Annotated in this window: 13 protein-coding genes; 2 read left to right on the plus strand and 11 right to left on the minus strand. The window is 44.6% G+C overall.

Annotation, left to right across the window (positions count from 1 at the left end; all coding sequences use genetic code 11):
• The 10 genes from G511_RS0114810 to aroQ all read right to left on the minus strand — a co-directional run bounded on the left by G511_RS0114810 (position 1) and on the right by aroQ (position 10,242).
• Positions 1-1,362 carry a tetratricopeptide repeat protein gene (locus G511_RS0114810; protein ID WP_028470320.1) on the minus strand — a complete coding sequence of 454 codons (1,362 nt, stop codon included), beginning with the start codon at positions 1,360-1,362 and terminating at the stop codon, positions 1-3.
• A gap of 217 nt (positions 1,363-1,579) precedes the next feature.
• Complete coding sequence (gene purD / locus G511_RS0114815; RefSeq protein ID WP_028470321.1) at positions 1,580-2,863, minus strand: phosphoribosylamine--glycine ligase; 1,284 nt, start codon at positions 2,861-2,863, stop codon at positions 1,580-1,582.
• A gap of 54 nt (positions 2,864-2,917) precedes the next feature.
• The gene (gene purH, locus G511_RS0114820; protein ID WP_028470322.1) at positions 2,918-4,504 is read right to left on the minus strand and encodes a bifunctional phosphoribosylaminoimidazolecarboxamide formyltransferase/IMP cyclohydrolase; all 1,587 of its coding nucleotides are present in this window, start codon (positions 4,502-4,504) and stop codon (positions 2,918-2,920) included.
• A 33-nt stretch (positions 4,505-4,537) separates the two neighbouring features.
• Positions 4,538-4,825, minus strand: a complete 288-nt coding sequence (gene fis / locus G511_RS0114825) for a DNA-binding transcriptional regulator Fis (RefSeq protein WP_293267266.1) — start codon at positions 4,823-4,825, stop codon at positions 4,538-4,540.
• A gap of 38 nt (positions 4,826-4,863) precedes the next feature.
• Positions 4,864-5,850 (minus strand): tRNA dihydrouridine synthase DusB, encoded by a 987-nt coding sequence (dusB, locus tag G511_RS0114830; protein WP_028470324.1) that lies wholly within the window; start codon positions 5,848-5,850, stop codon positions 4,864-4,866.
• Between the two features lie 161 nt (positions 5,851-6,011).
• Positions 6,012-6,947 carry a zinc-ribbon and DUF3426 domain-containing protein gene (locus G511_RS0114835; RefSeq protein ID WP_156905230.1) on the minus strand — a complete coding sequence of 312 codons (936 nt, stop codon included), beginning with the start codon at positions 6,945-6,947 and terminating at the stop codon, positions 6,012-6,014.
• Positions 6,917-7,810 (minus strand): 50S ribosomal protein L11 methyltransferase, encoded by an 894-nt coding sequence (gene prmA / locus G511_RS0114840; protein WP_028470326.1) that lies wholly within the window; start codon positions 7,808-7,810, stop codon positions 6,917-6,919. The genes G511_RS0114835 and prmA overlap by 31 nt, the downstream gene beginning before the upstream one ends.
• Before the next feature lie 107 nt (positions 7,811-7,917).
• Positions 7,918-9,258, minus strand: a complete 1,341-nt coding sequence (accC, locus tag G511_RS0114845; RefSeq protein ID WP_028470327.1) for an acetyl-CoA carboxylase biotin carboxylase subunit — start codon at positions 9,256-9,258, stop codon at positions 7,918-7,920.
• Positions 9,259-9,290: 32 nt separating this feature from the next.
• Positions 9,291-9,743, minus strand: coding sequence for an acetyl-CoA carboxylase biotin carboxyl carrier protein (gene accB, locus G511_RS0114850; RefSeq protein ID WP_028470328.1), 453 nt, complete (start codon positions 9,741-9,743; stop codon positions 9,291-9,293).
• Between the two features lie 55 nt (positions 9,744-9,798).
• Positions 9,799-10,242, minus strand: a complete 444-nt coding sequence (gene aroQ / locus G511_RS0114855) for a type II 3-dehydroquinate dehydratase (RefSeq protein WP_028470329.1) — start codon at positions 10,240-10,242, stop codon at positions 9,799-9,801.
• A gap of 298 nt (positions 10,243-10,540) precedes the next feature.
• Here aroQ and G511_RS0114860 point away from each other — a divergent pair, with 298 nt between their 5' ends.
• Both G511_RS0114860 and G511_RS0114865 read left to right on the plus strand, forming a co-directional pair.
• Complete coding sequence (locus G511_RS0114860; RefSeq protein ID WP_028470330.1) at positions 10,541-11,566, plus strand: DUF2333 family protein; 1,026 nt, start codon at positions 10,541-10,543, stop codon at positions 11,564-11,566.
• A 16-nt stretch (positions 11,567-11,582) separates the two neighbouring features.
• The gene (locus tag G511_RS0114865; RefSeq protein WP_028470331.1) at positions 11,583-12,347 is read left to right on the plus strand and encodes a ParA family protein; all 765 of its coding nucleotides are present in this window, start codon (positions 11,583-11,585) and stop codon (positions 12,345-12,347) included.
• A gap of 70 nt (positions 12,348-12,417) precedes the next feature.
• On the opposite strand, the gene G511_RS0114870 is transcribed toward G511_RS0114865, so the two are convergent.
• Positions 12,418-12,978, minus strand: coding sequence for a hypoxanthine-guanine phosphoribosyltransferase (locus G511_RS0114870; protein WP_028470332.1), 561 nt, complete (start codon positions 12,976-12,978; stop codon positions 12,418-12,420).
• Positions 12,979-13,066 lie beyond the last annotated feature (88 nt).

The following is a 13,066-nucleotide window of genomic DNA, read 5'->3' on the forward strand; positions in this document are numbered from 1 at the left end:
TTAAAGAGAGCGCTCTTCTTTGATGCGCCATGCGTTGTTAACACGAGTTAACAGGATCTGCTTTTTAGATGTGTCTTTAAAAGTATTGGATTGATATGTTTGCTTAAACGTCACTTTAGCCGTGTCAGCATTGATGAGGCTAGTGCGGATATTATTTAGCTTAACCTTGATAAATGTTGGCTTTGTTAAACGTTGGTTGCGCTGTGTTTGCCATGCATTATTTGATAATCCATTTAAAGGGCGAAAACCAGTTGTATAAGCGTTCAAATAGCCCGATACATTCTGCTTAGACCATGCCGAAGCCCAGCTGTTAACGTGGCTTACCGCTTCTTGTACCAACTGCTTTGTATTAATCGGTTTAACTGGCGTTGATGCTTCAACGATGACGGGGGCTTTAATGTTGGGTACTTCGGTCATTGCTTTAGCTACGACAGGCTTTTTAGCAACAGGCTTTGTGATGGGGGGGGTAGCAACAACAGGTTTTTTCGGTGCGGGTTGCGCGACTGTGTTAGCGGGCACTGCTTTTATTGCTGCTAATGTATCGTTAGATACTATCGTGCTGGATTGGTAGTTTAAAGCCGGTGTGTTGTTACCAGAGGTTCGTCGTAACATGACTAATTGAGGTGCGCTGTTCTTCTCGTTTAAATCCAAAGCGCGGTTATAAGCTTGTGAGGCAACAGTCGCATATAGCTCACGCAAGTTTTGATGTACCTGAGCATATGTCGGATGAGTGCTGAATGCTTTTAGTAATGTCTCAATAGCGCGGCCATTGTCGCCTTGGCCTGCATAAAGAACAGCCAAGTTGTTATACACTTCTGGCGAGCTAGGGTAGCGGGCAATGGTGTTTTTTAGCAGTGCTTCTGCTTCTTTGAATTGCCCCATATTATTCAATACGAGGCTCTTTGTTAGCTTACCTTCAAGACTATCTGGGTGAGTGGCTAAAAAACTGTTAACGGCAGACATCGCAGCGCGATGGTTATTCTCTCGCGACATTGCCTCAATACGCATCAACTCAGGGTCAGTAGCTGATGGGTTTCTAACGGCAATGCCCTGAGGAGTGACGGCAGAGGGTGGGTTAGATATGTTCTTTGCAGTACCTGTTGGTTCTTGTTCTTGCTGAAGCCATGCTTTGATTTCGGCAAGCTTACCTTCCATCCAGGCTTCATCAGTTGATGGTAAAGCTTTAACGTCGATCATTTTTCTATCAGGGATCTGCTTATCCTGGTCGCAGGTGTAATCAGTGCTAAAGCCACCGTTACGGCAGTATTCACTGGTGCTAGCATCTTGGCTGTCTGCGCTGCAACCAGTAGTGGTCATAGTGGCAGCAATAAATAGAGCAATAGGTGTAAGTTTAATATCCATGAATCGCTGTCTTAATCCGCTGAAGTGATCGCTTGATGTTTGTGCCATTATCGAAAAATGTAAATAACTGGCATAACCTATGTTGTATCAATTATAACCTGAATATTCAGATTATGCGTAGCGTCTGAAAGTATAGACAATTTTGCTTAATGGGTTGTTAATTTAGTAAAAACTAACTGTAAAAAAGCCACTCGAAAGTGGCTTTTAATCGATCAGATTATGACTGCTCTCTGGCAATAGCCCGGTATGCAATATCTGTTCTAAAATAAGCATCTTTCCAGCTGACTTTTTCTAGTAGCTGGTAAGCGCGTTGTTGGGCTTGTGTCACGCTATCGCCCAATGCTGTGACGCATAGTACACGCCCGCCTGCTGTAACAACATTGCCATCAACTTCTTTAGTACCCGCGTGGAATACTTTCGTTCCTTCAGGAGTAGAAGAGGGTAGTGAAATAATGTCGCCTTTTTTATAGTCACCAGGGTAGCCACCGGCTGCCATTACAACGCCTACTGCGCTTCTTGGGTCCCAGTCTGCTGTTGTTGTATCGAGCTTCTTAGCTAAAGCGGCCTGGCATAATTCAACAATGCTGCTTTTTAATCGAAGCATGATAGGTTGAGTTTCTGGATCACCAAAGCGACAGTTGTACTCAATCACTTTAGGCGTGCCGTCTGCCATGATCATCAGTCCAGCGTAAAGAAACCCTGTGTACTCATTGTCTTCTGCTTTCATGCCGTTAACTGTTGGCATGATCACTTCATTCATAACGCGTTGATGGATATCCGGCGTAACTACTGGAGCAGGTGAGTATGCACCCATACCGCCAGTGTTTGGACCAGTATCAGCATTGCCAACACGTTTATGGTCTTGGCTGGTGGCCATACTAAGTACATTGTCGCCATCAACCATAACGATGAAAGAGGCTTCCTCACCATCAAGAAACTCTTCAATAACAACGCGGCTACCGGCATCGCCGAATACGTTATCGGCTAGCATATCGCGAATAGCGGCTTCTGCTTCATCTAATGTCATCGCAACGATAACACCTTTACCCGCGGCTAAGCCGTCAGCTTTAATGACAATCGGAGCGCCTTTTTCGCGAACATAAGCAAGAGCAGGTTCGATCTCAGTAAAGTTCTGATACCAGCCAGTAGGGATGCTGTGGCGTGCTAAAAAGTCCTTTGTGAAAGCTTTAGAGCCTTCAAGTTGAGCTGCGCCTGCTGTCGGGCCAAAAATAGCTAAACCAGCATCACGGAAACTATCAACAACCCCAGCAACCAGTGGTGCTTCAGGGCCAACAATGGTGAGGTCAATCGCGTTGCTTTTAGCAAATTCGATCAAACCATCAATGTCCATTACATCAATAGCGACATTACTCATTTTGTCTTCTAGAGCGGTTGCCGCGTTACCTGGAGCAATAAAAATTTCGCTCACACGGGTGTCTTTTGCAGCAGACCAAGCCAGTGCATGTTCACGTCCGCCAGAACCAATAATCAATACTTTCATCTGAATCTACTCTTGTTGTCCTGTGCAGCCCGAAAACTGCACTGACGTTAACGATTAATGGCGAAAGTGGCGCATGCCAGTAAAGACCATTGCCATGCCAGCTTCATTGGCAGCATCAATAACTTCTTGGTCGCGCATTGACCCACCTGGCTGAATAACCGCTTTAATACCAGCAGCAGCCGCGGCATCGATGCCGTCTCTGAAGGGGAAGAATGCATCAGATGCCATAACGGAACCTTTTACTTCTAAACCTTCATCTGCTGCTTTAATGCCTGCAATTTTGGCGCTATATACGCGACTCATTTGACCTGCGCCTATGCCGATGGTTTGGCCATTTTTGGCGTAAACGATGGCGTTTGATTTAACAAACTTAGCAACTTCCCAGCAGAATAGTAGGTCGCGAATCTCTTGTTCAGTAGGAGCAACCTTAGTAACAATTTTTAATTCAGAAGCGTTAACCATACCCATGTCACGGTCTTGGACGAGTAGGCCGCCATTAACGCGCTTGTAGTCAAAACCATGTGATCGTTCAGAATCCCATTCGCCACATTCTAATAAGCGAACATTCGGCTTAGCTGCGATGATATCTGATGCTGCTTGTGTCACTTTTGGCGCAATGATCACTTCTACAAACTGACGATCAACAATGGCTTGAGCCGTGGTTGCATCAAGCTCACGGTTGAAGGCAATAATGCCCCCGAATGCAGATGTTGGGTCTGTCTGGAAAGCCAGGTTATATGCGCTCAGAAGGTCGTTACCAACAGCAACACCGCAAGGGTTAGCATGTTTAACAATAACGCACGCTGGTTCACGGAATGGTTTCACACATTCCAAGGCCGCATCAGTATCTGCAACGTTATTGTAAGAAAGTGCTTTACCTTGTAGTTGGCGAGCAGTGGCTACAGATGCTTCGACTGGGTTGCTCTCAACGTAGAAGGCTGCGCGCTGGTGAGGGTTTTCACCGTATCGCATGTCCTGCGCTTTAATGAACTGAGTGTTAAATGTTCTAGGGAAAGTGGCAGGATCTTCAATATCGTCGCTTTCAACAATAGCGCCTAGGTAATTAGCAATCATGCCATCGTATGCAGCAGTATGCTCAAATGCTTGTACGGCTAAGTCAAAGCGAGTCTTGTGCGACAAGCCTTTGTTAGTAGTAAGCTCTTCAAGTACTACTTCATAGCTATTAGCGTTAACAACGATAGCAACATCTTTATGGTTTTTAGCAGCAGAGCGAACCATGGTAGGGCCGCCAATATCAATGTTCTCGATAGCAAGTGCTAGGTCGCAATCAGGACGTGCTATGGTTTCTTGAAACGGGTAAAGATTGACGATTACCATATCAATTGGATTGATACCGTGCTCGTTCATGATGGCATCATCTTTACCGCGACGACCTAAAATGCCGCCGTGAACTTTGGGGTGCAGAGTTTTTACACGCCCATCCATCATTTCAGGAAAGCCGGTGTAGTCGGACACTTCAACTGCAGGAATTTGGTTATCACACAGAAGTTTGTATGTTCCACCTGTTGAAAGAATTTCTACGCCTTGTGCTTGTAGCGCACGTGCGAACTCAATGATTCCGGTTTTATCTGAGACACTAATAAGTGCTCGACGAATAGGAGTGTAGTTTTGCTCAGCCATTGGTAATGTCACTATCGTTGGAAATGAAAAAAATTACAGTAAGCCGTATTGTTTCAGCTTCTTGCGTAGAGTGCCGCGGTTAAGACCGAGTAACTCGGAGGCTTTGGTCTGATTGTCTTTGGTATATGCCATCACTGTTTCAAATAATGGAGCTTCGATTTCTGCTAATACCATTTGGTAAACATCAGTAACAGGCTGGCCATCTAACTGTTTAAAGTAATGCCCCAGCGATGTATGAACACTGTCGCGTAACGTTTGGTGTTGTGTCTCTTCCTGAGATCCTGTTGTTCTGGTAAAAGCTATTGTTGAGTTTTCTTTAATATCCACAGTACTTATATACCTATACCCATTGACTTGAATCAGGCAGCAGCAATTGTCACATGAGCCAGTTTAAAATATTGCTCGATAGCGGCTACCTGTTCGACTGCTGATTCCAGTTGGTTGAAGTGAGCGCGAAAAGATACGCCTTTTGGCTGGTGATGCAAGTACCAACCAACATGTTTTCGGGCTATCCTAACGCCTAAATATTCACCATAGAATTGATGTAAAGCGGCAACATGCGAAAGAAGAGTGTCTTGAACTTCTTTTAATGCAGGCTTCTCTAATCGCTCGTTATGGCGGAGATAATGATCGATCTCCTTAAAAATCCATGGGTTCCCTTGTGCTGTTCTGCCAATCATAACGGCATCTGCGCCGGTGTGATTTAATACTTCTTTTGCTTTTTCAGGAGATGAAATGTCGCCATTAGCAAACAGAGGTATTTCAATAATTTTTCTGACTTTCGCTATTGTGTCGTACTCGGCTTCGCCTTTGTAGCCACAGGCTCTGGTTCTTCCATGAATGGCGAGTGCTTGAATGCCTGAATCTTCGGCCATACGAGCGACTGTTTCGGCGTTCTTTTGGTCAGTTGACCAGCCTGTACGAATTTTAAGAGTCACCGGAATATCTACCGCGCTGACGACTGCTTGTAAAATGGACAGCACTAGGGGTTCATCTTTTAATAAAGCTGATCCTGCCGCTTTATTACAGACTTTTTTTGCAGGGCAGCCCATATTGATATCAATAATCTGAGCGCCTCGTTCTGCGTTCATGCGAGCAGCTTCTGCCATCATCAGAGGGTCGCCACCGGCAATTTGTACCGAACGAGGTTCATCTTCGCCAGCATGGTTAAGCCGGTGAGCTGACTTGCGGCTATTCCATAAGCGAGTATCAGAGGTCACCATTTCGGATACAACAAGACCTGCACCTAAGCGGCGGCATAGCTGTCGAAAGGGTTGGTCAGTAACGCCAGCCATAGGAGCAAGGATCACTTGGCTGTCGATGTTGTAGGGACCGATTTGGAACATGACATGCCTTAGTTGTCAGAAACAATAGTTAACCACTCTCCATAAAGGACAGTGAAATGTTTATTCAAGGGAAGGGCGTAATGATACTCCATTTGCGCCTGAGGCTCCAAGACGTTTTGATGATTTTTTGATCATTTTGGTTTTTGTGAATAAGCAGCGTTTTAGTTGAAAAGCAGGTTCAACTGGTAGCCAACAGCTCGACGACCGGGAGCCATTAGGTCGATCTGAATTTGAATGGGTTGTTCACTAGGCATTAGTCGTTCAGGGAATAGAGAGGTATTTATATATTCCTCAACAGCTAAGGTGCGCTGAGATGTTGTGCGGCCTTTTATATCAGTAAAGAGTAATTGTAATGTAGGAAAGGGTTGCGAAAAATGGGCAGTATTTTCAAGCAATACAGAGACACGAATTGCGTCACTCAGTTCTTCGTGCGGTTGGATGATAAGTTTTTTATTAAGAATAAGTTGAGGCGCTTTTTTAGTAGGTAAGGGTAACTCAGCAAGCTCATAAAGCGTTTTGTAAACAGGTCTTAGTAAATCTTTTTGGGTCCACTGATCCTGTTTGAACCAAAGTAGTTGGCTGATGAGGAGCGCAATCAGTGCGGCGATGCAGAGGTCGGTTATATATCGAAAAGGAGAGAGCGTTGTAACAACGACTTCTTCATGTAGCTCAGTATCGATCTGGGGAATGTTAAGCGATGTGGTACGCGATGCTGCTATTTTTGAATTTTCCTTTTGGAGTATGCCTTGGCTTAATGATTGTTTGGGCTGTATGGGAGTGCTGGTTGGGGTTGGCTTTTTTGTTTGGGTGCGCGTTTTGTTACTGTCAATTTTATGAGGTTTTTGATCGATAGTTTCATTGGCTTGTTTGGGTGGGTTTACTACCGATGGTTTAAGTGCAGATGTTTTAGCTACGGATGGTTTGCTAATGTGGTCAATAGGTGTTGCATTAAAAACGTGCAAGCAGCTGCCGCAACGCACCATGCCGGCAGCTACTTTAAGCTGCCCTGTGGTAACGTTGAAGTGGGTTTTGCAGGCTGGACAGCAAGTGTTTATAGAGCTTTCATTCATCGCTTCCTGCCGGTAATGCGAATCCATTCTTCCCGTTCACAAACGGGGTCTAAATCAAACCACTCACCATAGGTTTTTTGAATTTCTTCAGCTTGTTGGTTTAATAAACCGGATAATGCGATGAGTCCACCTTGGCGCACACGTTTAGCTAGCGTAGGTGCTAATGCGGTTAGTGGTCCTGCTAAAATATTAGCGACCAGCACATCGGTTTCAACTTGTGGTGCATTTTCAGGAAAATAAACATCCATAAGCTTATTTGGCAGCTTGTTACGCTGTAAATTATCGCGAGTGGCCTGTAATGCTTGTGGGTCAATATCAACAGAAGTAACGTGGGTTGAGCCAAGCAACAAAGAAGCTATGCCTAAAATGCCTGAACCACAGCCGTAATCAGTGACCGTTTTATTATCAAGTTCTTGGCTATCTAGCCACTCAAGACAAAGCGCAGTAGTTGGGTGTGTGCCTGTGCCAAAGGCTAATCCTGGGTCAAGCATTAGGTTGACTGCTTTAGGGTCAGGAACATCTCTCCAGCTTGGGCATATCCATAAACGCTTACCAAACTGCATGGGATGGTAGTTTTTCATCCACTCACGTTCCCAGTCTTTGTCTTCCAATATTTCAGCTTTGAAAGGAGGGAAGGGCGAGTTATCAAAAATTTGCTTATGTGCTTGTCTAATAAAATCTTCAGTTATTTGAACGTCGTGTTCGGCCGCAAATAAACCAGTAATGGTGGTGTGTTGCCATAGAGGAGTAGTGCCCAAATCTGGCTCAAAAATAGGCTGATCTGCGCTGTCTTCGTAAGTAACAGCGGCGCATCCTGCAGCCAGGAGAATATCTTCGAATTGTTCTGATAATTCGGGTTTGATTTCCATTTTGAGTTGAAGCCAGGGCATAGTATCTAAAATCCTCAGTCGAACGGTTAGGGTAAAGTTTTGTTCAAAGATTCCTTTGTGAGAACAAAAAAGCCCGCTGTGCGGGCTTTAAAAGTGAAAATGGATATTTACATATCTAGTTTCTTTTCAAGATAATGAATATTCATACCGCCTTCCATAAAGTGGGCGTCACGAACAATCTCTTGATGCAAGCCGATATTGGTGCGAATACCTTCAACCAGCATTTCATCTAATGCGTTTTTCATACGGGTAAGAGCCGTTTCGCGGTCTTCTCCATAAGTTATGAGCTTAGCGATGAGTGAATCGTAATGTGGTGGCACTGTGTAGCCATCATATAAGTGAGAATCAACACGTACGCCGTTACCACCAGGCGCATGAAAATGAACAACCTTTCCTGGGCTTGGTAAGAATGTTTTAGCATCTTCAGCATTGATACGACATTCAAATGAATGCCCGCGTGCAACAATATCTTCTTGCTTATAAGAAAGCGGAAGGCCTGCCGCAATGCGTAGCTGTTCTTTTACGATATCAACGCCAGTAATCATCTCTGTTACTGGATGTTCAACCTGAACACGGGTGTTCATTTCGATGAAGTAAAAACCACCGTTCTCGTATAAGAACTCAAAAGTGCCAGCGCCACGATAACCAATCTTGATACAAGCATCTACGCAAGACTGTAAAACCTGACGACGTGCTTCAGGATCAATTTGTGGTGCTGGTGCTTCTTCAACAACTTTTTGATGACGGCGTTGCATTGAGCAGTCGCGATCATAAAGGTGGATCGCATTGCCTTGGCCGTCTGCTAATACCTGAATCTCCACGTGACGTGGGTTTTCAAGGAATTTTTCCATGTAAACAGTTGCGTCGCCAAAAGCTGCTGCGGCTTCAGATTGTGTCACGTGAATGGAGCTAATGAGTGATGCTTCTGAATGAACCACGCGCATGCCGCGACCACCGCCGCCTGATGCTGCCTTGATAATGACTGGGTAGCCAATACGTTTAGCAATAGCGTGAATCTTGTCAGGGTCAGTTGGCAATGCACCATCAGAACCAGGAACCGTAGGTACACCCGCTTCTCTCATGGCTGCAATGGCAGAAACTTTGTCACCCATTTTGCGAATAACATCGCCAGTAGGGCCGATAAATACAAAGCCTGACTGCTCTACTTGGTCTGCAAATGCAGCGTTTTCAGCTAAGAAGCCATACCCTGGGTGGATAGCGGTAGCATCAGTAACTTCTGCTGCGCTTATAATTGCAGGGATATTTAGGTAGCTCTTTGCTGAGGACGCAGGGCCAATACAAACAGCCTGATCGGCCAGTCGTACATGCATAAGGTCGCGGTCTGGCTGAGAATGGATGGCAACGGTTTTTATGCCGAGCTCTTTACAGGCTCTCAGAATGCGCAGAGCAATCTCGCCACGGTTGGCAATAACAACTTTTTCCAGCATCTGGTTAAGTTCCTTTAGCTATATTCGGGCAATTAAACAATAGTGACCAATGGCTGATCAAACTCTACTGGCTGGCCATCTTCGATCAAAATAGCTTCAACAACACCTGATTTGTCAGCTTCAATCTGATTCATCATTTTCATAGCTTCGACGATACAGATAACTTCACCGGCTTTAACATGTTGGCCTACTTCGATGAACGCAGGTGAGCTAGGCGATGCTGAACGGTAGAAAGTTCCGACCATTGGCGAGCAGACCACGTGGCCATTAGGCTTAGCTTCTGTTGGCGCCGCTGCCACTGGTGCAGCAGGAGCTGCTACAGGTGCAGGAGCATAGCCTTGAGGAGCCATAGGCATTGCATATTGTGGCTGAACGCTAGAGGCACGGCTGATACGTACCGACTCTTCGCCTTCTTTGATTTCGATTTCGTTAATATCGGATTCTTCCAGAAGTTCAATCAGCTTTTTTACTTTGCGGATGTCCATTCTAATCTCATTCTCTCAATATAAAGCGGGATACAAATTCGCTTTGTGTTCGGGTTCAGGTGATTTCTGTCAGTTTTATTGCAGAACTCAACGCATAATTATAGCCATCAACTCCTAAACCACAAATAACGCCTTTGGCGACATCTGATAGGTAGGAGTGGTGTCGAAAGGTTTCACGAGCATGTACGTTTGATAAATGGACTTCGATAAAAGGGATATCGACCCCTAATAACGCATCTCTGATCGCTACACTCGTATGAGTATAGGCGGCCGGATTAATAATGATGAAGTCCACCTTGTCTTCGCGAGCTTGATGAATTCTATCAATGAGTGCCGATTCGGCATTGCTTTGAAAGTAATCAAGCTCATGGCCCGCAAGTAATGCTCTCTGTCGCAAATCTATCTCTACTTCTTGTAGCGTCGTTGAACCATAGACTTCAGGTTCGCGGGTGCCCAATAAATTAAGATTAGGGCCGTTTAGAAGTAGAAATTTGGACATTGATTAATGCCTTATCTGCAGTGAGTTCATGATGTTTGTAAACTGGTTAGGTAGTTTGCATGAAAGCTGAATGACTGTCCAGAAATTGGTTGTTTATTTGCAGGATTGCAGCCGTTAGACGACGTTCGTCGCTATTTTATTTGTAGTGACTGCTAATGCCTGATTAATTCAGGGGGTATTAATATTAAGTTTAGAGAGCCTTCGTACCTCATTAGCCTTATTGATTATAGTGTCTAAATGAGTAATAGTGCGGTGCAGCACAGAAAGATTACGGTTTCAGGTTAAATGAGAGGTGGTTTTGGATAAGTTACAGCAGATCTGGTTAGCCTTTTGGGATGCTTTAAGCGCAAAAATTGGCGGTGGTAGAATTTTCAAAGGTTTTTTGTCATTCGTTGTTATTTATCTCTTAATTGCCGGAGCGGTAGGGATTTATTGGAGCTGGGAGCCAGACCCAATAGAAGTGCAAGCTATCAGCACGGAGAATCCAGTGACGGGTGTGGGTACAACCGGTGCGTTGGTGAGCATTGTGCAAACGCTGCTAGAAAAACCAGGTGGCTACCTGAGTAATGACCGAACACCTCCAGGTGTATGGCTGGATAATATGCATAATTGGGAGTTTGGTGTATTGGTTCAGGCGCGTGATATGGCCAGAGCAATGCGTAAAGACTTCAGCCGTTCGCAGTCACAGTCAACAGAAGATACTGATCTGGCCTCTGCTGAGCCGATGTTGAACTTCAACAACAATAGTTGGTTGTTCCCATCAACAGAAGCTGAGTACAAAAAAGCGCTAAAAGGCTTAAATAGCTATTACGTGCGCTTGCAAGACCCTCAGCAGCAAGATGCGCAGTTCTATGCGCGTGCTGATAACTTAAATAACTGGTTGGGTGATGTTAGTACCCGCCTAGGTAGTTTGTCTCAGCGTTTGAGTGCTAGTGTTGGCCAAAAACGTTTGAATACTGATTTAGCAGGCGATGAGTCGGCTCAGCAATCGACTTCTTCAGATCAGGATATAGAGATCAAGACATCTTGGTTTGAGCTGGATGACGTATTTTATGAAGCGCGCGGCACTTCATGGGCACTTATTCAATTATTGAAAGGTATCGAGCAAGACTTTGGGCCTGCACTGGATAAGAAAAATGCACGAGTAAGCTTGATGCAGATTGTCCGTGAGCTTGAGTCAACACAGGGAGCTATTTGGAGTCCAATGATTCTAAATGGTAATGAGTTTGGGTTTCTGGCAAATCATTCATTGGTAATGGCGTCTTATATTTCACGTGCAAACGCCGCTATTATTGATCTTCGTGAATTGCTGTCTCAGGGATAATAATAAGGAAAAGTTAATGATACGCGTTGTTTTTAACCAGAAAGGCGGTGTAGGTAAATCCAGTATCACATCCAATTTAGCAGCTATAAGCGCCGCTAAAGGTTTGAAAACGTTGGTGATTGATCTAGACCCACAGTGTAATTCTACTCAGTATATTTATGGTGCTGGGAGTGATGAGTTAACGCAGGACATGAAAGCCTTTTTTGAACAAACATTAACTTTTCAATTAAAGCCTCAGGGAGCAGAAGCATTTATTCATGCAACACCTTATGAAAATTTGTTTCTTATCCCGGCGAGTCCCGATGTTGCTGACCTTCAGACTAAGCTAGAAACTAAGCATAAAATCTATAAGTTAAAGGAAGCGCTCGAAAAGCTGGAAGATTTCGATGCAGTGTATATCGATACTCCGCCGGCTTTTAACTTCTTTACATTGTCGGCGCTGGTGGCTGCTGAACGTTGTTTGATCCCGTTTGATTGTGATGAGTTTGCTCGTCATGCACTGTATTCACTACTGGATAATGTGAATGAGACACGCATGGATCACAATGAAGCCTTAGAGGTTGAAGGCATTGTGGTTAATCAGTTTCAGCCAAGAGCATCATTACCAAGAAAAATGGTAACAGAGCTTCAGGCAGAAGATTTGCCGGTGCTAAATGCTAAGATATCGTCATCCGTTAAAATGCGAGAGTCGCACAACGTATCCATACCTTTAGTGCATTATGCGCCTAAGCATAAGTTGACTCAGGAATTTGTAGACTTGTTTAACGAGTTACACCCTTAAGCTTATTAAGAGCTAAACAAAAAAACGGAGCCCTAGGCTCCGTTTTTTATGGTGTGTATTTTTTCTGACGTTACATGCCTTTTACAGCAAAGATGCCAGGGGCGTTGCGCCAGTATCCGTGGTAATCCATGCCGTAACCAAAGATATACCGATCTTCGACTTCCAATCCTACAAAATCAGCCTTCAAATCTTCGCGTGCTTTACGGTCATGGAGCTTATTAACCAGTACCGCAGAGTGGACTTCAGTCGCACCATTTTTATGACAGTAATCGATAATCTCTGCCAATGTGTGGCCTTCATCGAGAATATCATCAAGAATCAAAACGGGGCGGCCATTAAAGTCGATCATGGGAGCGACTTTCCATTCTAGCTCGTGTCCAGATGTTCCATTGCGATAGCGAGTCGCGTGCATGTAACTTGCCTCTAAAGGAAAATCTAACTTTGTGATGAGCTTGCCACCAATAACCAGACCGCCATTCATTACCGTAAACACTACCGGATTTCGCTCGGCTAAGGATGAAGTGATCGCTTCGGCCATGTTGCTTATAGCAGTTTCAACCGCGTCTTCGTTGAAGAGAAGGTCGGCTTCACTATAGATTTTTTTAATATGGTCAATATCTGTCTTAGGCATACTGGTGATCACTATCGGCTACTCATAAATAAGCATTTTGAATGGAATAATAGAAAATTCTGCTCAAACGATACTGACCAAAGAGAAA

The organism is Neptunomonas japonica DSM 18939 (genome assembly GCF_000422765.1).
In the GTDB taxonomy this organism is placed as follows: domain Bacteria; phylum Pseudomonadota; class Gammaproteobacteria; order Pseudomonadales; family Balneatricaceae; genus Neptunomonas; species Neptunomonas japonica.